The sequence below is a fragment of the Microbacterium sp. BE35 genome (assembly GCF_031457705.1).
GTDB lineage: Bacteria > Actinomycetota > Actinomycetes > Actinomycetales > Microbacteriaceae > Microbacterium > Microbacterium trichothecenolyticum.
This window is the reverse complement of the sequence record NZ_JAVDXD010000004.1, coordinates 283,531-302,683: the sequence shown is the minus strand read 5'-3', so window position 1 is coordinate 302,683 and position 19,153 is coordinate 283,531. Positions and strand designations below refer to the sequence as shown.

Genomic DNA, 19,153 nt, shown 5'->3' with positions numbered 1-19,153 from the left:
CAGCCGCATGCGCCGCCCGTCGCCGTTGCCGCAGCCGCCGGTCGCCTCGCGCGGCACGGCGGATAAGGCCGCGCCGACGCGCACGCAGCGCCCCATCGAGGAGTCCGCCGCCACGCGGGCACCGGCGGCACGTCGGCGGGACGAGCCGGCGCCCGACGAGAACCCCACGGCCCCCGTCATCCCGCTGGCGTCGCCGACGCCGCTGCGCGACGCGAAGCCCACCCCCGATTCCACGACGGCCGACGCGGGAACGGATGCTGCGCAGGTGGGCTTCCGCGAGGTGTGGAGTGCCGCACACGCCCGGCGCAAGGCGCTGCGCGCCGAGATCCGCCGCTTCACCGTGCGCCAGCGACGCCGGCGCGCGGTGTGGTTCGGTGCGGCGGCATCCGTCCTCCTCCTCGCCCTCGGCACGCTCGGCGCCGCGTACAGTCCGCTGTTCGGGGTGGAGAAGATCACTGTGGTCGGTGCGCAGGAGCTCGTTGCCGGCGACGTCAGCGCCGCGCTGTCCGGTCAGCTCGGCACGCCGCTGCCGCTGGTCGACGAGAGCGCCATCAAGGCCGAGCTCGTCGCGTTCCCGCTCATCGAGACCTACGCCCTCGAGGCGCGACCGCCGCACGAGCTGGTGGTGCGGATCGTCGAGCGCACGCCGATCGGGCTGATCGAGACGCGTGCGGGGTACACCCTCGTCGACGCGGCGGGCGTGGCGCTGTCGACGACGGCGACGCCGAGCGCCGGCACTCCCGTGCTCACGATCACGGGTGGCGTGGACTCCGACGCGTTCGCCGCGGCCGGTCAGGTGATGCGCTCGCTGCCCGACGCGATCCGTGCGCAGGTGACGGGGGTCACGGCATCCACCCCCGACGACGTGACGCTCGAACTCGGCGGCACGAACACGCAGGTCGTGTGGGGGAGCGCGGAGGATTCGGCGAAGAAGGCCCTCGCCCTGAACAAGATCATGGCGGCGCGCCCGCCTGCCGACGTGTTCTCGTACGACGTCTCATCGCCGGGCGCCGTCGTCGTCCGCTGACGCGCAACCCCCTCCGACGCGACTTCGAGTACCAGATGGCGCGACACGCCGACTCGCTCCGAGCTCGTGCGCGGCATCGGCCTACTTTCGTGACAAAGGAATTGCATACCGGGCAATTCTTTATACCTCTACTAGAGGTTGAAGGTTTCGACAGGTCCAGGGCTACGGAGGCCGGCATGAGCCAGAACCAGAACTACCTCGCCGTCATCAAGGTGGTCGGCGTCGGCGGCGGCGGCGTGAACGCGGTCAACCGCATGATCGAGCTCGGCCTGCGGGGCGTCGAGTTCATCGCCATCAACACCGACGCCCAGGCGCTGCTCATGAGCGACGCCGACGTCAAGCTGGATGTCGGGCGCGAGCTGACCCGGGGGCTCGGTGCAGGTGCCGACCCCGAGGTGGGGCGCCGCGCCGCCGAGGACCACGCGGAGGAGATCGAGGAGGCGCTGCGCGGCGCAGACATGGTCTTCGTCACCGCGGGCGAGGGCGGCGGCACCGGCACCGGCGGCGCGCCGGTCGTGGCCAAGATCGCGAAGTCGATAGGAGCACTCACGATCGGTGTCGTGACGAAGCCCTTCTCCTTCGAAGGCCGACGACGCCAGCAGCAGGCAGAGTCGGGCGTCGCGCGCCTGAAGGAAGAGGTCGACACCCTCATCGTGGTGCCGAACGACCGCCTGCTCGAGATCAGCGACCGCGGCATCTCGATGATCGAGGCGTTCGCCACCGCCGATCAGGTGCTCCTCGCCGGTGTGCAGGGCATCACCGACCTCATCACGACACCCGGTCTCATCAACCTCGACTTCGCCGACGTCAAGTCGGTCATGCAGGGAGCGGGTTCGGCGCTCATGGGCATCGGCTCCGCACGGGGGGCGGATCGCGCCATCAAGGCCGCCGAGCTCGCCGTCGAATCGCCCCTGCTCGAGGCCTCGATCGAAGGCGCGCACGGTGTGCTGCTGTCGATCCAGGGCGGCTCGAACCTCGGCATCTTCGAGATCAACGACGCAGCGCAGCTGGTCAAGGAGGCCGCGCACCCGGAGGCGAACATCATCTTCGGCACGGTCATCGACGACACCCTCGGCGACGAGGTGCGCGTCACCGTTATCGCGGCGGGCTTCGACGGCGGCGAGCCGCAGGCCCGCATCGAGCCGATCACGGCCACGCGCGTCGTCTCCACGCCCGCGCTGCCCGTGACATCCGCCGACGAGGCCGCGAAGGACCGCGATGTCGTCGAGACGCCCCAGCAGGTGCCGGTTGCGGTCGGCGCCGTCACCGAGTCGTCCTACGACACCGCCTTCGGCGACGACGACCTCGATATCCCCGACTTCCTCAAGTAAGTGGGCGACCTCGCCGATCGTCTCGCGACGATCGATGAGCGGATCGCGGATGCCGCGCGCGCGGCGCGCCGTGATCCGTCCGAGCTCACCCGCATCGTCGTGACCAAGTTCCACCCGGCCTCCCTCGTCGAGGAGCTGTACGGGCTCGGCGTGCGCGACGTGGGGGAGAACCGGCAGCAGGAGTTCAGCCGCAAGGCGGCCGAGGTCGGAGCCCTCGCCGGTCTGCGCTGGCACTTCATCGGGCAGGCGCAGACCAACAAGGCGCGCGCGATCCGGGCGGCAGCATCCGTCGTCCATTCGCTGGACCGTTCCCGCCTGGCAGACGCGCTCGACGCCGCGTCCGAGCCGGGAGACGCCGTCCTCGACGTGCTCCTGCAGGTCAACCTCACCGACGACCCCGGCCGTGGCGGCGTCGCCCCTGACGACCTCGAGGCCCTCGCCGCCCACACCGCCGCGCTGCCCTCGCTGCGCGTGCGCGGGGTGATGGCGGTCGCGCCGCTGGACGAGCCGCCCGCTGCGGCGTTCGAGCGGCTGAACCGCCTCGCGGGCGTCGTGCGCGCGGTCGTCCCGGATGCCGAGTGGATCTCCGCCGGCATGACGGCGGACTTCGCCGAGGCCATCGCGGCCGGCGCGACACACCTACGCATCGGTTCGGCAATCACCGGACCCAGACCAGAACGCGGCTAGCCTCGGAACAGATGAGCACTACGGAGGATCAGATGTCGAACCCGCTCAAGAAGACCATGGTGTACCTCGGACTCGCCGACGAGGAAGAGGTCTACGAAGAGCCGGCCCCTCAGCCGCGTGCTCGCAAGTCCGAGCAGGTCGTCGAGAAGCCGGCCGCTCCCGTGACGCCGATCCACCGTCCCGCCGTCGTGCGTCAGCCGGCGCCCGCGGCGATCAACGAGATCCTTACGGTGCACCCGAAGCAGTACCGCGATGCCCAGGTCATCGCAGAGAACTTCCGCGACGGCATCCCCGTGATCATCAACCTCTCGCAGATGAGCGACGCCGACGCGCGGCGTCTCATCGACTTCGCGAGTGGCCTGTCGCTCGGCCTCTACGGACGCATCGAGCGCGTCACCAGCAAGGTGTTCCTGCTCTCGCCCGAGAACGTCGCCGTGTCGGGCGACGGAGCGGTGGCGCAGGCGGATCCGGAGTCGGTTCCGTTCGCGCAGCCGTAATCTGGCTACGTGGCAGTCGTCCAACTCATCGCAGCGATCCTCAACCTCGCGCTGCTGCTCTATGTCTTCGTGTTGCTCTCGCGGCTGGTCCTCGACTGGATCCCGTTCTTCAACCGGGAGTGGCGCCCGCGAGGCGCGGGTCTCGTCGCCGCGGAGATCATCTACACCGTCACCGATCCGCCGATCAGGCTGTTCCGCCGCTTCATCCCGCCGCTGCGCGTGGGTGCGATCGCGATCGACTTCGGGTTCGCGCTGACGATGCTGCTGTGCTTCATCCTGCTCAGCATCACCCGCACCCTCGCAGGCTGAACCGACTCCCTCCGACCCGGTCGTCGCCTTCGACACTCTCAGAACCGATGACTATGCTTTGCTGATACGAACGGCCGCCAGCCGGCGGCCGCCCCGACATCGGCCAGCGACCAGACGCTCGAAAGAGGAATCACCATGGCATTGTCCCCCGATGACGTCGTCACCAAGCAGTTCCAGCACGTCCGCTTCAAGGAGGGTTTCGACCCGGATGAGGTGGACGACTTCCTCGACGAGATCGTCGTCGAGTGGCGTAAGGCTCTCACCGAGAACGAGGAGCTGAAGGCCAAGCTGGCGGCGTATGAGTCGGGTGCTGCCGCGCCTGCCCCGGCTCCCGCCCCGGCGCCTGTCGCCGAGCCCGCCCCCGCCGCCGGTGGCGCCGCTCCCGCCGCGAGTGCCGGCATCATCGAGCTGGCGCAGCGCCTGCACGACGAGCACGTCGCCGAGGGCATCGCGCAGCGCGACCAGCTCATCTCCGACGCCAAGTCGCAGGCCGCGTCGATCGTGTCCGAGGCCGAGACGCGCGGTCGCGAGGAGCTCTCGAAGCTCGAGCGCGAGCGCACCACGCTCGAGGGCCGCATCTCCGAGCTCCGCAACTTCGAGCGCGACTACCGCGCACAGCTGCGCAGCTACATCGAGGGCAAGCTGCGCGACCTCGAGACCACGGCGACGGCGTCCGGCGCTCAGCCGGTCTCCGCGCTGGGCCTCTAGGCCTTGTCGCGCCGACCACCCCTTCGTCAGGCGGCGGCCGGCACCATCATCGCGGTTCTCGCGGTGCTGGTGCTGGCCGCCGACCAGTTGGCGAAGTACCTTGCGCTCGAGAACCTGCCCTACCAGGAGCCGGTCGAGGTCCTCGGTGACTTCCTGAGCTTCTACCTGACCCGCAACCCCGGCGCCGCCTTCTCGCTCGGTGAGGAGGTCACGTGGATCTTCACGATCGCGCTGGCCGCCGTCGCCGTGGTCATCGCGTGGCTCGCCGCGACGCGCGTGCGCTCGCGCCTCTGGGCGGTCGCCCTCGGGCTCCTCCTCGGCGGCGTCCTGGGCAATCTCACCGATCGGCTCTTCCGCGACCCCGGCTTCGGCGTCGGGCACGTCGTGGACTTCATCAACACGCCGTGGATGTGGTTCTTCCCCGGCATGTCCCCGGCGATCTACAACGTCGCCGACATCTTCATCGTGTGCGACATGATCGCGATCGCACTCTTGGTACTCGTGGGGGTTCACATGGACGGTACGCGCGACCACGGCCGCAAGGACGAGAACAGAAGCGAGGACGACGAGACGCTCCTCGGCGCCGAGGGCGACCAGTTCGCCTCCGGCGGCACCGTGGAAGGCTTCGGCGACGAGTTCCCCGTCGCCGACCCGGACGCGGGCATCCCGGCCGCCGAGCGCGGGCTGCCTCCGCTCAGCGAGGCCGAACAGCACGAGGTCGAGGAAGAGGCCGAGCGCGAGGCGGAGGAGTACGAGGCCGGCCACGATCCGAAGCGGCCCGAGTCCGGCGCCCAGCTCTGACGTGGACTCGCGCAGCCTTCCCGTCCCCGACGGACTCGACGGCGCCCGCGTCGACGCGGCCCTCGCCAAGATGCTCGGCTTCTCCCGGACGTTCGCGGCCGAGGTCGCCGAGGCCGGCGGTGTGACGATGGACGGGCGGACGCTCGCGAAGTCCGACAAGCTCCGCGGCGGCGCCTGGCTCGACGTGTCGTGGGCGCCGAAGGAGGAGCCGCGGGTCGTGCCGGTGGAGGTGCCCGACCTCGGCATCGTGTACGACGACGACGACATCGTCGTGGTCGACAAGCCGTCGGGTGTCGCGGCGCACCCCTCCCTCGGGTGGGAGGGGCCGACGGTGCTCGGCGCCCTCGCCGCCGGCGGCTACCGCATCGCGACGACCGGCGCCGCCGAGCGTCAGGGCGTCGTGCACCGACTCGATGTCGGCACGAGCGGCCTCATGGTCGTCGCCAAGACCGAGCAGGCGTATGTCGCGCTCAAGCGCGCCTTCAAGGAGCGCGAGGTCGAGAAGATCTACCACGCCGTCGTGCAGGGCCACCCCGACCCGCTCGCCGGAACCATCGACGCGCCGATCGGACGGCATCCGTCGCACTCGTGGAAGTTCGCGGTGACTCCCGACGGCAAGGACTCCGTCACGCACTACGAGACGCTCGAGGCGTTCCCGGGAGCCTCGCTGCTCGAGATCCACCTCGAGACGGGACGCACCCACCAGATCCGCGTGCACATGGCGGCGCACCGGCACCCGTGCGTCGGCGATCCGCTCTACGGCGCCGACCCGACCATGTCGGCGCGGCTGGGCCTCACGCGCCAGTGGCTGCATGCCCACGAGCTCTCGTTCGCGCATCCCGCGACCGGGGACTGGGTGACGTTCACGTCGGAGTATCCGGCCGACCTGGCGCATGCGCTCAGCGTGCTGCGCGGTGACTGATCCCGCCGTGCCCGGCTGCGCGAGCGCTCAGCGTCCGCCCTCGAAGCGCGCGGCCCCGTCGCCGAGGAGCGCGGAGTCGATCCGCCGACGCATGTCGGCATCGATCTCGGCGGGCAGCGCGTGGAGGTCGAACCACCCGACTTCGGTCATCTCGCCGTCGGCGGGGTACGGCTCGCCCGACACCCACGCGCACCGGAACGTGAGGTCGAGGTAGTCCGCCTGATCGCCGTTGCCGTAGACGATGCGCGGGATCCGGTGCACCCAGGCAAGTCGCTCGACGCGGCAGACGACGCCGGCCTCCTCGCGCGTCTCGCGCACAGCTGCGTCTGCGGGCTCTTCGCCCGGGTCGACGATTCCCGTGATCGGCGTGAGCCAGCCGTTGTCGCTGCGACGGCCCAGCAGCACCGCGCCGTCGCGGATCACGACCGCGGTCACGCCCGACAGGGACAGCGGGTGCGTGCCGACCTTCTCACGCAGCTCGAGGATGAAGTCCGGGGTGGGCATGCTCACACCCTATGCGGCGCGCCGGGTCCCGATCGCAACTGCGCCTGGACGATGTCGGATGCCTCGGGCAGAGTGTCGCCATGTCGATCGAGGTGAGACCCGCGATGGTCTACGAAGACGTCGCGACGATGGTGGGCCCGAAGAACCCGGTGTCCAATGTGTGCTTCTGTCTCAGCTACCGCATCCCCTCGAAGGAGAACCTCGCACTGAAAGGACCGGAGCGCGGAGAGCGCGTGCGCCGGCTCATCGACGAAGAGGGTCCGATCGGCGTTCTCGCGTACGACGGCGACGAGGTCGTCGGGTGGGCCGCGGTGGCGCCGCGCACGCGGACGCACTTCGCGACGTTCCGCAAGATCCCGCACGTCGATGAGCAGGACGTGTGGTCGCTCTGGTGCTTCCGGGTGCGGCCGGGGCATCGCAAGAAGGGCGTCATGCACGCTCTCATCGACGGTGCCGTCGAGTTCGCACGCGACCAGGGCGCCCCTGTGCTCGAGGGCTACCCCGTCGACAACGGCGGTGAGAAGGTCGATCTGACGATGGCGTACGTCGGCACGCGCCGCCTGTTCGAGAAGGCCGGGTTCGTGAAGGCCGCCGACACAGAGTCGGTGCTGTCGGGGTTTCCCCGCGTCCTCATGCGCCTCGAGCTCTAGCGTGGACGCGTGAACGAACTCCTGCGCCGCCGCTTCACCTGTGCGAACTCCCTCTACCTCGACTTCGTCGATGCGGTCTCGCCGGAGCAGCTGGGCTCGCACCTGGCGGACCTCCCGTCCGACACGGTGGGGCATCAGCTCTGGTGCGTCCTCGGGGCGCGCGAGAGTTACCCGCGTGCCGCGCGGGCGGGGGAGTGGCAGGGTTTCACGAGCCCGGTCACGGCGGACGAGACGACGGATGCCGCGGCTCTCCGCGCTGCGCTGGCGCAGACTTCATCGGATGTCGATCACTGGATCGCGGGGCTGGACGCCGAGGACGAGGCATCCCTCACATATGCGCTTGCGCTGCTCGAGCACGAGACGCAGCACCACGGACAGCTCATCCGCTACCTGTACGGCCTCGGGATCGAACGGCCCGAGTCATGGCAGCGCCAGTACGCCCTCGACGAGGAGTTCTGAGACCCTGACCTTCACCCTCGAGTCGAGGGTGAAGAGACCTCGTGGCAGGAGTCCGCGACTCACGACGGATGCCGCCGCCGGTGTCGGCGGCCGAACCTAGACTCGATGCGTGGCATCCGATTCCTTCGTCCATCTGCACGTGCACAGCGAGTACTCGATGCTCGACGGAGCGGCCAAGATCGGGGCGATGACGCAGGCGGCGGCCGAGTACGGCATGCCGGCGATCGCCGTCACCGACCACGGCAACACGTTCGCCGCGTTCGAGTTCTACCGCGCGGCCCAGGCCGCCGGCATCAACCCGATCATCGGACTCGAGGCGTACGTCACGCCCGGCACCCACCGCAGCGACAAGTCGCGCGTGGCGTGGGGCACGCCCGAGCAGAAGAGCGACGACGTCTCCGGCTCCGGTGCCTACACGCACACCACGCTGTGGAGCGAGACCACCGAGGGCATGCACAACCTGTTCCGGCTGAGCTCGCTGTCGAGCATGGAGGGCTACTACTTCAAGCCGCGCATGGACCGCGAGCTCCTCCAGACGTACGGCAAGGGGCTCATCGCGACGACCGGCTGCCCGTCCGGCGAGGTGCAGACGCGCCTGCGTCTCGGCCAGTACGACGCGGCGCGCGCGGCGGCGGCCGAGTTCCAGGACATCTTCGGCAAGGAGAACTACTTCGCCGAGATCATGGACCACGGCCTGTCGATCGAGCGACGGATCATGAGCGATCTGCTGCGGCTCGCGAAGGACCTCGACATCCCGCTGGTCGCCACCAACGACTCGCACTACACCCACCAGCACGAGGCCGACGCGCACGCAGCGCTGCTCTGCGTGCAGTCGGGGTCGACCCTCGACGACCCGAACCGGTTCAAGTTCGACGGTGACGGGTACTACATCAAGCCCGCACAGGAGATGCGGCAGCTCTTCCGCGACCACCCCGAGGCGTGCGACAACACGCTGCTGATCGCCGAGCGCTGCAAGGTCGAGTTCAACACCTCGGCGAACTACATGCCCCGCTTCCCCGTGCCCGACGGCGAGACCGAAGACAGCTGGCTCATCAAGGAGGTCGAGCGGGGCCTTCATCACCGGTACCCGGGGGGCATCCCCGACAAGGTCCGCAAGCAGGCCGAGTACGAGACCGGCATCATCCTGCAGATGGGCTTCCCCGGCTACTTCCTGGTGGTCGCCGACTTCATCAACTGGGCGAAGGACCACGGCATCCGCGTCGGTCCCGGCCGCGGCTCCGGCGCGGGCTCGATGGTGGCCTACGCGATGAAGATCACCGACCTCGACCCCCTCGAGCACGGCCTCATCTTCGAGCGGTTCCTCAACCCCGACCGCGTCTCGATGCCCGACTTCGACGTCGACTTCGACGATCGCCGCCGCGGCGAGGTGATCGACTACGTCACCGAGAAGTACGGCTCCGAGCGCGTCGCGCAGATCGTCACGTACGGCACCATCAAGTCGAAGCAGGCGCTGAAGGACGCGGGGCGCGTGCTCGGCTTCCCCTTCAGCATGGGGGAGCGGCTGACCAAGGCGATGCCCCCGCCCGTGATGGGCAAGGACATGCCGCTGGACGGCATGTTCGACCCGCAGCATCCGCGCTACAAGGAGGCTGTCGAGTTCCGCACGCTGATCGAGACCGATCCCGAGGCGAAGACGGTCTTCGACCGTGCGCTCGGACTCGAGGGACTGAAGCGGCAGTGGGGCGTGCACGCCGCAGGTGTGATCATGTCGTCGGAGCCGTTGCTCGACATCATCCCGATCATGCGCCGCGAGCAGGACGGTCAGATCGTCACGCAGTTCGACTACCCGTCCTGCGAGACCCTCGGGCTCATCAAGATGGACTTCCTGGGGCTTCGCAACCTCACGATCATCTCGGACGCGCTCGACAACATCCGCCTCAACCGTGGCGAGGAGCTCGACCTCGAGCACCTGACCCTCGACGACCGCCCCGCCTACGACCTGCTGACCCGTGGCGACACGCTGGGCGTCTTCCAGCTCGACGGCGGGCCGATGCGCTCTCTCCTGCGGCTGATGAAGCCCGACAACTTCGAGGACATCTCGGCCGTCATCGCGCTGTACCGCCCGGGTCCGATGGGCGCGAACTCGCACACCAACTACGCGCTGCGCAAGAACGGGCTGCAGGACATCACGCCGATCCACCCCGAGCTCGAGGAGCCGCTGAAGGACATCCTCGACACGACCTATGGCCTGATCATCTATCAGGAGCAGGTCATGGCCATCGCTCAGAAGGTGGCCGGCTTCTCCCTCGGACAAGCAGACATCCTGCGGCGCGCGATGGGCAAGAAGAAGAAGTCCGAGCTCGACAAGCAGTACGAGGGCTTCTCCGGCGGCATGAAGGAGCGCGGCTTCGGCGATGCCGCGGTGCAGGCGCTGTGGGACATCCTGCTGCCGTTCTCGGACTACGCCTTCAACAAGGCGCACTCCGCCGCGTACGGACTCGTCTCGTACTGGACGGCGTACCTCAAGGCCCACTATCCGGCCGAGTACATGGCTGCGCTCCTCACCAGCGTCGGTGACTCGAAGGACAAGATGGCGGTCTACCTCAACGAGTGCCGCCGCATGGGCATCAAGGTGCTGCCGCCCGACGTCGGGCAGTCGATCCGGTACTTCGCGGCCGTCGGCGAAGACATCAGATTCGGCCTCGGCGCGGTGCGCAACGTCGGCGCGAACGTCGTCGAGGGCATCGTCGCCGCCCGGGCCGACGCGACCTATTCGAGCTTCCATGACTTCCTCTCAAAGGTGCCCGTGCATGTGGCGAACAAGCGGACGGTCGAGTCGCTGATCAAGGCCGGCGCGTTCGACACGATGGGGTCGACGCGGCGCGCACTCATGGAGATCCATGAGGATGCGACCGAGGCCGCCGTGCTCGACAAGCGCCGCGAGGCCAACGGCGAGGTCGGCTTCGACTTCGACTCGCTCTGGGGGGACGACGAGCCTCAGCAGGCGGCCAAGGTGCCCGAGCGGCCCGAGTGGACCAAGAAGGACAAGCTCGCTTTCGAGCGCGAGATGCTGGGGCTCTACGTGTCGGACCACCCGCTGGCCGGCCTCGAGATCCCGCTCGCGAAGCACGCATCGACGAGCATCCACGACCTGCTGGCCTCGGAGGACGTGGGCGACGGGGATCAGGTGACGATCGCCGGCCTCGTCACGAGCGTGCAGCATCGCGTGGCCAAGCAGAGCGGCAATCCCTACGGCATGATCACCGTCGAGGACTTCGACGGCGAGATCACGGTCATGTTCATGGGCAAGACCTACACCGAGTTCCAGCACATGCTGCAGGCCGACTCGATCCTCGTTGTGCGCGGCCGCGTGTCGCGGCGCGACGACGGCATGAACCTCCACGCGCAGTCTGCGTTCTCGCCGGATCTCGGCAGCATGGACGAGTCGAGCGCACTGGTGCTGATCATTCCAGAGCGGCGTGCGAGCGAGGCGCTCGTCGGCGAGCTCCTGCAGACCCTGAACCGCCACGCGGGCGAGACCGAGGTGTCGGTCAAGCTCCACAGCGGCACGGTGGCGAAGGTGTTCGAGGTGCCGCACACCGTACGGATCACCCCGGACCTGTACGGCGAGCTCAAGGGTCTCCTCGGGCCGCAGTGTCTCGGATGACAAACGGGCGCGCGTGCGTGCGTCGGCGGATGTCGCCGCACGTCGCGCCGTCTCATCGGCGTCTCATGCGCCGTAGGTAATATCGGGTCGACGCGGGCCTCGGGAGCCCGCCGGAAGGAACGAACGTGACGGACGAGAAGCAGGACGCCAGCATCGACGAGGCGGTCGCGACCGAAGAGCCGCCGCAGTACGGTGTCGGGCCGTTCTCCATCCGCGAGGTCGCCCTCGCGGGAACGTGGATCGTCGCGTTCGTCGTGTCGTTCTTCCCGATCTACGGCCCATTCGAGTCGGCGCCGTCGGTCTGGACCGGCGGCATCGACTGGATCCTCATGATCGGCGTGCCGACCATCGCGGTGTTCCTCATCGTGCTGCGCCGTCTGTCACCGCAGGGCATCCGCCGCGTCGGCTCCCTCGGCATCGACCAGTTCGCGTCGGTCGCGTTCTCCGTCGCCAGCGTGCTCTGGCTGAGCCTGCTGTGGAACTCGTTCGTCCGCCTGTCGGTGGGGCAGATCTTCCTCGCCTCCTGGGTCGTGTGGGTGGAGTTCTTCCTCATGCTCGCCGGCGTCGTGCTCACGGTCGCCGCGCCGTTCATCGGCCCGTTCGCGCAGGACTTCCAGGGGCGCCCCGAGGTCCCGGCGCACCGCAGCGCCCGTCCGGTGCGGCCCGTGTCGCCGCGCCCAGCGCCCGTGCGCCCCGAGCCCGCCGCCGAGGCAGAGGCGGAATACACGCCCTACGCGCCCGCCGACACCGGCTCCACCGCGACGCCTGAAGCCGCGGCGAACGACGACTTCGCCACGACGGTGATCCCGATCGACGAGCAGGACGCCCCGACGGTCGAGGAGCAGGTCGCGCCGGCCCCGATCGAGCCCGCTCAGGCGCGGGAGTCCTTCGAGCACGTCGAGAACCCCACGTCCACCGTGGAACCCGCCGCGGCGACGGCGCCGCAGCACCAGGCCTTCTGGGCGCTCGTGCCCGAGGAGCGCGACATCGTGGACGAGATCGGCATCCCCGTGTTCCGCATCGGCCCGAGCGCGTGGGCTCTCGTCATCGAGGACCGCGGCGAGGTGTTCGTGGTGCGCCACGAGGACGGCCGCATCGGCTACCTGCACGACGTCTCGGGCGTCACGCGCGGCTGACTCCGATCCGCCTCGCGATACCGTAGAAGGATGCTCCGGACGATCGACCTGCGTGGGCGTGCGCTCACGCCCGCGGAACTGCTCGCGACCGTTCCCCGTGCCGAGGCGGCGCGCACAGAAGCCCTCGCGACGGCCGCGCACATCGTGGACGACGTGGCTGCGCGCGGCGAGACCGCCCTCAGGGAGCAGGCGTCGACCTTCGACGGCGTGGCCGGGCACGACATCCGCGTCCCCGCCACCCACCTCGACGAGGCGCTCGAGACGCTCGATCCCGCCGTGCGCGCCGCGCTCGAGCAGGCGATCGAGCGCGTGCGCGAGGCATCCGCCGCTCAGGTCCCTGCTCCGACGGTGACCCAGCTCGGTCCCGGCGCCCGGGTGACGCAGCGATGGCAGCCGGTGCGCCGCGTCGGCCTGTATGTCCCCGGCGGCAAGGCCGTGTACCCCTCGAGCGTCGTCATGAACGTCGTGCCGGCGCAGGTCGCGGGAGTGTCCGAGATCGCTCTGGCTTCGCCGCCGCAACGCGCGTTCGGCGGCCGTGTGCACCCGGTCATCCTCGGCGCCGCGAAGCTCCTCGGGGTGACCGAGGTGTACGCGATGGGCGGCGCCGGCGCGATCGGGGCTCTCGCCCACGGCGTGGCGTCGCTCGGTCTCGAGCCGGTCGACGTCGTCACCGGCCCCGGCAACAACTTCGTCGCCGCCGCCAAGCGCGCCGTGGCGGGTCTCGTCGGCACGGATTCCGAGGCCGGGGCCACCGAGATCCTCGTGGTCGCCGACGACAGCGCCGACGCGCGCCTGGTCGCGGTCGACCTCATCAGCCAGGCCGAGCACGACGAACAGGCCTCCGCCGTCCTCGTCACGACGTCGGAGCAGCTCGCGGCCCGAGTCCTCGAGGCCATCGCGCCCCGCGCCGCCGCGACGCGTCACGCCGAGCGCGTCGCCGCGGCCCTCGCCGGCCCGCAGTCGGCGATCGTGCTGGTCGACGACCTCGCCGCGGCGACGGCGTTCAGCAACGCCTATGCGCCGGAGCACCTCGAGCTGCACCTCGCCGACCCGCGTCCCGAGGAGTTCGTTCACGCCGGCGCCGTGTTCGTCGGCGCGGATTCACCGGTGAGCCTCGGCGACTACCTCGCCGGCAGCAACCACGTGCTGCCGACCGGGGGACAGGCCCGCTACTCGGCGGGGCTCTCCGCCGCCACCTTCCTGCGCCCGCAGCAGGTCATCGAGTACGACCGCGATGCCCTCGCCGCCGTCCACGCCGCGATCGTGACGCTCGCCGAGGCGGAGGCGCTCCCCGCCCACGGCGAGGCCATCACGGCCCGTTTCGAGGACTGAGCCCGGATTCCCGGCGTAGGCTGTCTCTGCCATGCACTGCCCGTTCTGCCGCCACGCCGATTCGCGCGTCATCGACTCGCGCACCAGCGACGACGGTCTCAGCATCCGTCGCCGTCGTCAGTGCCCGCAGTGCGGAGGTCGTTTCACCACGATCGAGACCGCGAGCCTCAACGTCATCAAGCGCTCGGGCGTGATCGAGCCCTTCAGCCGGGAGAAGGTCATGTCCGGCGTGCGCAAGGCGTGCCAGGGGCGGCCCGTGACCGACGCCGACCTCGCGGTGCTCGCGCAGACCGTGGAAGAGAGCATCCGCCAGACCGGCGCCTCGCAGCTGGACGCGAACGAGATCGGTCTCGCGATCCTCGGCCCCCTGCGCGACCTCGACGAGGTCGCCTACCTCCGGTTCGCGAGCGTGTACCAGGCGTTCGACTCGCTCGAGGACTTCGAGACGGCCATCGAGCAGCTTCGGGTCGACCACGGACGCGCTCGCGCGCGCGACGAGAGCGCAACGGCCGCCACGGAGTGACCGGATAGCCTAGGAGGGATGTATCCCCTCCTCTTCCGCACCGTCTTGTCGCGCATGGACCCCGAGTCCGCCCACCATTCGGCGATGGCCGTGATACGGATGCTGGGGGTTCCACCGTTCTCTTGGGCCGCGCGTGCGATCACCCGACCTGCTCCCGAGCTGCGGACCACCGCGCTGGGGCTCGCCTTCGACTCGCCCTTCGGCGTCGCGGCCGGGTTCGACAAGGACGTGAAGGGGGCCTCGGGCCTCCACGCCCTCGGCTTCGGTCACGTCGAGGTCGGCACGGTGACGGCAATCCCGCAGGACGGCAACCCGCGCCCGCGGCTGTTCCGGCTCATCCCGGACCGCGCCGTCGTGAACCGGATGGGCTTCAACAACCACGGCGCGGAGGCCGCGGCCGCGCGTCTGCGGACGCTCCGCAAGCGCTCGCGCCGCACGGTGCTGGGCGTGAACATCGGCAAGAGCCGGGTCGTCGACGTCGCGGATGCGACCGCCGACTACGTCCGCAGCGCGACGCTGCTCGCGCCGCTCGCCGACTACCTCGTGGTGAACGTGTCGTCGCCGAACACGCCGGGGCTGCGCGGCCTGCAGGCCGTCGAGACCCTGCGTCCGCTGCTCGACGCCGTGCGCGACGCCGCGGGCGCGACGCCGCTGCTGGTGAAGATCGCGCCCGACCTCCCTGATGACGAGGTCGTCGCGATCGCGCAGCTCGCGGTGGATGCCGGACTGTCCGGGATCATCGCGACCAACACCACGATCTCCCGCGACGGGCTCGTCACCGACCCCGCGACGGTGGCCGCGGCCGGCGACGGCGGGCTCTCCGGAGCGCCGCTGAAGGCGCGCTCGCTCGAGGTGCTGCGACTGCTGCGCCAGTCGGTTCCCGCCCACTTCGCGGTGATCTCCGTCGGCGGCGTCGAGACCGCCGCCGACGTGCAGGAGCGGTTGGATGCCGGAGCCACCCTCGTGCAGGGCTACACGGCCTTCCTCTACCGCGGCCCGCTGTGGGCGCGGCAGATCAACCGGGGCCTGGCGAGGCTCAGGCCGGCTTCTGACCGCGCTTGACCTGCGGCTTCGGAAGGCGGAGGAAGCGCATCTGGACGGTGCGCATGGCGGCGTACCAGCCGAGGCCCTTCTCGACCTTGCCCTCGCCGAACTTCTTCCTGACGGCGCGCTTGACGGTGATCGACGTGATCACCATGTCGCCGATGACGAAGAAGATGAAGATCCAGAGGCCCACGAACGCGTAGTACTGCAGGGCTGCGATCGGCAGGAACGTCGCCAGGATGACGAGCACCATCGCGGGCATGACCGCCTCGCCGAGGTGCCATCCGGCGTCGACCCAGTCGCGCACGAACTTGCGCTGCGCACCCTGGTCGCGCGCGGGGAGGTAGCGCTGGTCGCCGTTGGCCATGCCGATGCGGGCCTTCTCGCGCTGAGCGGCGAGATCCGCCTTCGCGCGGGCCTTCGCCTCCTTGGTGTCGGGCACGAGGGGGCGCTTGCGTGCGGCCTCCTGCTCGGCGCGGGAGGGAGTGGGGCGGCCCTTGTTCGAGGGGCCGGTGGGGACGCCGTTGAGCACGGTGCCCTCCGACGGTGCGTCGTTGGACGAAGGAGCTGCAGGTGTCTTGGCCACGGATGATCCTCGGAGTGCGGAGAAGGGGTGCACTTAAGATTACCCGCATGACCTCTGAGCTCTCCCGACAGGATGCTGTGCGCGAAGCCGCGGCTTCCGGCATCCCTTCCGCCCTCGCCGATCTCGGCAATCTCGTGCGCATCCCGTCCGTCGCGTTCCCCGGGTTCGACCCCGCGCAGGTGCAGCGCAGCGCCGAGGCGGTCGCCGAGCTCGTGCGCGAGACGGGGCTGTTCGAAACAGTGGAGATCCGCACGGCTGCCATCCCGGAGACGGGGGAGCGGGGCAACCCCGCGGTGCTCGCCACGCGGGCAGCGCGCAACGGCCGCCCGACGATCCTGCTCTATGCGCACCACGACGTGCAGCCGGTCGGCGACGAGGCGCTCTGGGAGTCGTCGCCGTTCGAGCCCACCGTCCGCGGCGGCCGGCTCTACGGCCGCGGCGCCGCCGATGACAAGGCCGGCATCATGGCCCACCTTGCGGCGCTGCGCGCGCTCAAGGAGGGCATCGGCGACGACTTCGACCTCGGTGTGGCGCTGTTCTTCGAGGGCGAGGAGGAGGCGGGCTCCCGGTCGTTCGCGCAGTTCCTCTCGGACAACGCCGATGCGCTCCGCGCGGACGTGATCGTCGTCGCCGACTCCGGCAACTGGGACGCCAAGACGCCGGCGCTCACGGTGTCGCTGCGCGGCAATACGCGCTTCACGCTCCGCGTGCGCGCGCTCGAGCACGCCTCGCACTCCGGCATGTTCGGGGGAGCGGTGCCCGACGCCATGATGGCGACCGTCAAGCTCCTGGCGACGCTGTGGGACGAGGACGGCGCGGTCGCGGTGGCGGGGCTGACCGAACGGGATGCCGAGACCCCGGAGTACAGCGAGGAGACGCTGCGCGACGAGGCCGGGCTGCCGGCCGGCGTCTCGCCCGTCGGCCGCGGCACGATCCTCAGCCGTATCTGGAACAAGCCGTCGATCACGGTGACGGGTATCGACGCGCCGAGCGTCGTGAACGCCTCGAACACGCTCAGCCCCGAGATCTCCGTCGTGATCAGCGCCCGCGTCGCGCCTGGTCAGCCCGCGCGCGAGGCGTACGCCGCCATCGAGGCGCACCTGCGCGCGCACGCGCCGTTCGGTGCGCAGCTGACCTTCAGCGACCAGGACTACGGCGACGCCTTCCTCGTCGACACCTCGGGCTGGGCAGTGGAGGCCGCACGCGAGGCGCTCCATGAGGGCTACGGCGTCGAGTCCGTCGACATCGGCGTAGGCGGGTCGATCCCGTTCATCGCCGATCTCGTACGCGAGTTCCCGGGCGCCCAGATCCTCGTGACCGGCGTGGAGGATCCGCACGCCAAGGCCCACAGCCCCAACGAGTCGCTGCACCTCGAGACCTTCCGCAATGCCGTGCTCTCCGAGGCGCTCCTGCTCGAGAAGCTCGACGCGCGTACGTCGCAGGCGTGGCACGACGGCTCCGGGATCGGCGCGAATGCGCCGCTCCCGGAGCCTTTGGCCAGCGGGCACGCGTAGAATCGTCGCATCCCGCCGCCTGAGTGGATGATCGATCCGGGGCGGCCCTTCCGGAGGAGTGCCATGACCGACACCGCACTGACGACCGAGCAGACCGCCCGCGAACACGGTGTGCTGCTGACCGACGCCGCCGCCGGCAAGGTCAAGAACCTGCTCGAGCAGGAGGGACGCGACGATCTGCGCCTGCGCGTCGCCGTGCAGCCCGGCGGGTGCAGCGGCCTGATCTATCAGCTCTACTTCGACGAGCGCTACCTCGACGGCGACAAGACGGTCGACTTCGACGGCGTCGAGGTGATCGTCGACGACATGAGCGTTCCGTACCTCGACGGCGCCACGATCGACTTCAAGGACACCATCTCGGAGCAGGGCTTCACGATCGACAACCCCAATGCGGCCGGGTCGTGCGCGTGCGGCGACAGCTTCCACTGATCGCTAACGATCCGATACTTTTCCGGCGGGTCCGGCGCGCTTCGATTCGCGCCCGGGCCCGCCTTTTTCCGTCTCCTCGACACGACCCAACCTGAGCGGATGGCCTGAATCGCCTGGGCGGTTGCCCTAGACTGACGTGAGTCCTGTTCGTGATCGGAAAGGTGCACCGTGCCTTCGAAACGCCGTATCCGCTGGGCCGTTCTCCCACTCGGGATCGCAGCGGCTGCAGTCCTCGCCGGATGCACCCCGACCGAGCTGCACGGCTTCCTCCCCGGGTTCACCGAAGACGGCCAGCCGGCCACCAACCACGTCGACATGGTCGCGGGTCTCTGGGTGAACTCGTGGATCGTGCTGCTCGTCGTCGGCGTCATCACGTGGGGCCTCATGGGATGGGCGGCGATCGCGTACCGGCGTCGCAAGGGCCAGATGGGTCTTCCCGTCCAGCTGCGCTACAACATGCCGATCGAGATCTTCTACACGATCGTCCCGCTGATCCTCGTGGTCGGCTTCTTCGCCTTCACCGCGCGCGACCAGGCGATCCTCGAGACGCAGTACGACGAGCCCGATGTGTCGATCACGGCGATCGGCAAGCAGTGGTCGTGGGACTTCCAGTACGACGGCGCCAGCGACGACGAGACCGTCTGGACGATGGGCGTCCAGGCGCAGACCGACGAGCGCGGCGACGTCATCAGCGAGCTGCCGACCCTCGTCCTTCCGGTCAACGAGTCGGTCAAGATCAAGCTGCAGTCGCGTGACGTCATCCACTCGTTCTGGATCATCGACTTCCTTTACAAGAAGGACATGTACATCGGCAGGGACAACTACTGGTCCTTCACGCCGACCCGCGAGGGCGAGTACGCCGGCAAGTGCGCCGAACTCTGCGGCGAGTACCACTCGATGATGCTGTTCAACGTCAAGGTCGTCAGCGCAGCCGAGTACGAGGACTACCTCGCCACGCTGCGCGAGGCGGGCCAGACCGGCGACATCAACGACGCCTACGACCGTCTGCAGAACGCGCCCGGCACGGGCGCTCAGGGCGAGGGATCCGAAGAGGGAGACAACTGAT

Annotated in this window: 20 protein-coding genes; 18 read left to right on the top strand and 2 right to left on the bottom strand. The window is 69.5% G+C overall.

Annotated features, from left to right (window positions below; translation table 11 throughout):
• The first annotated feature begins 7 nt into the window (after positions 1 to 7).
• From J2Y46_RS15285 to J2Y46_RS15250, 8 genes are all read left to right on the top strand, one after another.
• Complete coding sequence (locus J2Y46_RS15285) at positions 8 to 1,027, top strand: FtsQ-type POTRA domain-containing protein (protein ID WP_310243389.1); 1,020 nt, start codon at positions 8 to 10, stop codon at positions 1,025 to 1,027.
• Positions 1,028 to 1,203: 176 nt separating this feature from the next.
• The gene (gene ftsZ / locus J2Y46_RS15280) at positions 1,204 to 2,358 is read left to right on the top strand and encodes a cell division protein FtsZ (RefSeq protein ID WP_045298955.1); all 1,155 of its coding nucleotides are present in this window, start codon (positions 1,204 to 1,206) and stop codon (positions 2,356 to 2,358) included.
• Positions 2,359 to 3,045, top strand: coding sequence for a YggS family pyridoxal phosphate-dependent enzyme (locus tag J2Y46_RS15275; protein ID WP_310243387.1), 687 nt, complete (start codon positions 2,359 to 2,361; stop codon positions 3,043 to 3,045). It abuts the gene before it with no gap.
• Positions 3,046 to 3,077: 32 nt separating this feature from the next.
• The gene (locus J2Y46_RS15270; protein WP_045298951.1) at positions 3,078 to 3,542 is read left to right on the top strand and encodes a cell division protein SepF; all 465 of its coding nucleotides are present in this window, start codon (positions 3,078 to 3,080) and stop codon (positions 3,540 to 3,542) included.
• Between the two features lie 9 nt (positions 3,543 to 3,551).
• The gene (locus tag J2Y46_RS15265; RefSeq protein ID WP_045298949.1) at positions 3,552 to 3,851 is read left to right on the top strand and encodes a YggT family protein; all 300 of its coding nucleotides are present in this window, start codon (positions 3,552 to 3,554) and stop codon (positions 3,849 to 3,851) included.
• Between the two features lie 135 nt (positions 3,852 to 3,986).
• Positions 3,987 to 4,559, top strand: coding sequence for a DivIVA domain-containing protein (locus J2Y46_RS15260; protein WP_045298948.1), 573 nt, complete (start codon positions 3,987 to 3,989; stop codon positions 4,557 to 4,559).
• A gap of 3 nt (positions 4,560 to 4,562) precedes the next feature.
• A complete protein-coding gene (gene lspA, locus J2Y46_RS15255; RefSeq protein ID WP_396653202.1) occupies positions 4,563 to 5,360 on the top strand; it encodes a signal peptidase II in 798 nt (265 codons plus the stop codon).
• A 1-nt stretch (position 5,361) separates the two neighbouring features.
• Positions 5,362 to 6,282, top strand: coding sequence for an RluA family pseudouridine synthase (locus tag J2Y46_RS15250; protein ID WP_045298947.1), 921 nt, complete (start codon positions 5,362 to 5,364; stop codon positions 6,280 to 6,282).
• Positions 6,283 to 6,309: 27 nt separating this feature from the next.
• Here J2Y46_RS15250 and J2Y46_RS15245 read toward each other — a convergent pair whose 3' ends face one another.
• A complete protein-coding gene (locus tag J2Y46_RS15245) occupies positions 6,310 to 6,786 on the bottom strand; it encodes an NUDIX domain-containing protein (RefSeq protein ID WP_310243383.1) in 477 nt (158 codons plus the stop codon).
• An 80-nt stretch (positions 6,787 to 6,866) separates the two neighbouring features.
• Here J2Y46_RS15245 and J2Y46_RS15240 point away from each other — a divergent pair, with 80 nt between their 5' ends.
• The 7 genes from J2Y46_RS15240 (at position 6,867) to J2Y46_RS15210 (ending at position 15,576) form a co-directional block, all read left to right on the top strand.
• On the top strand, positions 6,867 to 7,436 hold the full coding sequence (locus J2Y46_RS15240) for a GNAT family N-acetyltransferase (protein ID WP_310243381.1): 570 nt from the start codon (positions 6,867 to 6,869) through the stop codon (positions 7,434 to 7,436).
• Between the two features lie 9 nt (positions 7,437 to 7,445).
• Positions 7,446 to 7,895 carry a hypothetical protein gene (locus tag J2Y46_RS15235; RefSeq protein ID WP_310243379.1) on the top strand — a complete coding sequence of 150 codons (450 nt, stop codon included), beginning with the start codon at positions 7,446 to 7,448 and terminating at the stop codon, positions 7,893 to 7,895.
• A gap of 157 nt (positions 7,896 to 8,052) precedes the next feature.
• A complete protein-coding gene (gene dnaE, locus J2Y46_RS15230; RefSeq protein WP_045299187.1) occupies positions 8,053 to 11,523 on the top strand; it encodes a DNA polymerase III subunit alpha in 3,471 nt (1,156 codons plus the stop codon).
• A 125-nt stretch (positions 11,524 to 11,648) separates the two neighbouring features.
• Complete coding sequence (locus J2Y46_RS15225) at positions 11,649 to 12,659, top strand: hypothetical protein (protein ID WP_045298943.1); 1,011 nt, start codon at positions 11,649 to 11,651, stop codon at positions 12,657 to 12,659.
• A gap of 30 nt (positions 12,660 to 12,689) precedes the next feature.
• Complete coding sequence (gene hisD, locus J2Y46_RS15220; RefSeq protein WP_310243375.1) at positions 12,690 to 13,991, top strand: histidinol dehydrogenase; 1,302 nt, start codon at positions 12,690 to 12,692, stop codon at positions 13,989 to 13,991.
• A gap of 31 nt (positions 13,992 to 14,022) precedes the next feature.
• Complete coding sequence (gene nrdR / locus J2Y46_RS15215) at positions 14,023 to 14,514, top strand: transcriptional regulator NrdR (RefSeq protein ID WP_045298940.1); 492 nt, start codon at positions 14,023 to 14,025, stop codon at positions 14,512 to 14,514.
• A gap of 18 nt (positions 14,515 to 14,532) precedes the next feature.
• A complete protein-coding gene (locus J2Y46_RS15210) occupies positions 14,533 to 15,576 on the top strand; it encodes a quinone-dependent dihydroorotate dehydrogenase (RefSeq protein ID WP_310243373.1) in 1,044 nt (347 codons plus the stop codon).
• On the opposite strand, the gene J2Y46_RS15205 is transcribed toward J2Y46_RS15210, so the two are convergent.
• Positions 15,551 to 16,144: a DUF3043 domain-containing protein gene (locus J2Y46_RS15205; protein WP_045298935.1), complete on the bottom strand. Its 594-nt coding sequence runs from the start codon at positions 16,142 to 16,144 to the stop codon at positions 15,551 to 15,553. The genes J2Y46_RS15210 and J2Y46_RS15205 overlap by 26 nt on opposite strands.
• Before the next feature lie 47 nt (positions 16,145 to 16,191).
• On the opposite strand from J2Y46_RS15205, the gene J2Y46_RS15200 reads away from it, so the two are divergent.
• From J2Y46_RS15200 to coxB, 3 genes are all read left to right on the top strand, one after another.
• Positions 16,192 to 17,658: a dipeptidase gene (locus J2Y46_RS15200; protein WP_310243371.1), complete on the top strand. Its 1,467-nt coding sequence runs from the start codon at positions 16,192 to 16,194 to the stop codon at positions 17,656 to 17,658.
• A gap of 63 nt (positions 17,659 to 17,721) precedes the next feature.
• Entirely contained in the window at positions 17,722 to 18,087 is a 366-nt protein-coding gene (gene erpA, locus J2Y46_RS15195) for an iron-sulfur cluster insertion protein ErpA (protein WP_045298933.1), read from the top strand.
• 168 nt (positions 18,088 to 18,255) lie between these two features.
• The gene (gene coxB, locus J2Y46_RS15190; RefSeq protein WP_045298931.1) at positions 18,256 to 19,152 is read left to right on the top strand and encodes a cytochrome c oxidase subunit II; all 897 of its coding nucleotides are present in this window, start codon (positions 18,256 to 18,258) and stop codon (positions 19,150 to 19,152) included.
• The last annotated feature ends 1 nt before the right edge of the window (position 19,153 follow it).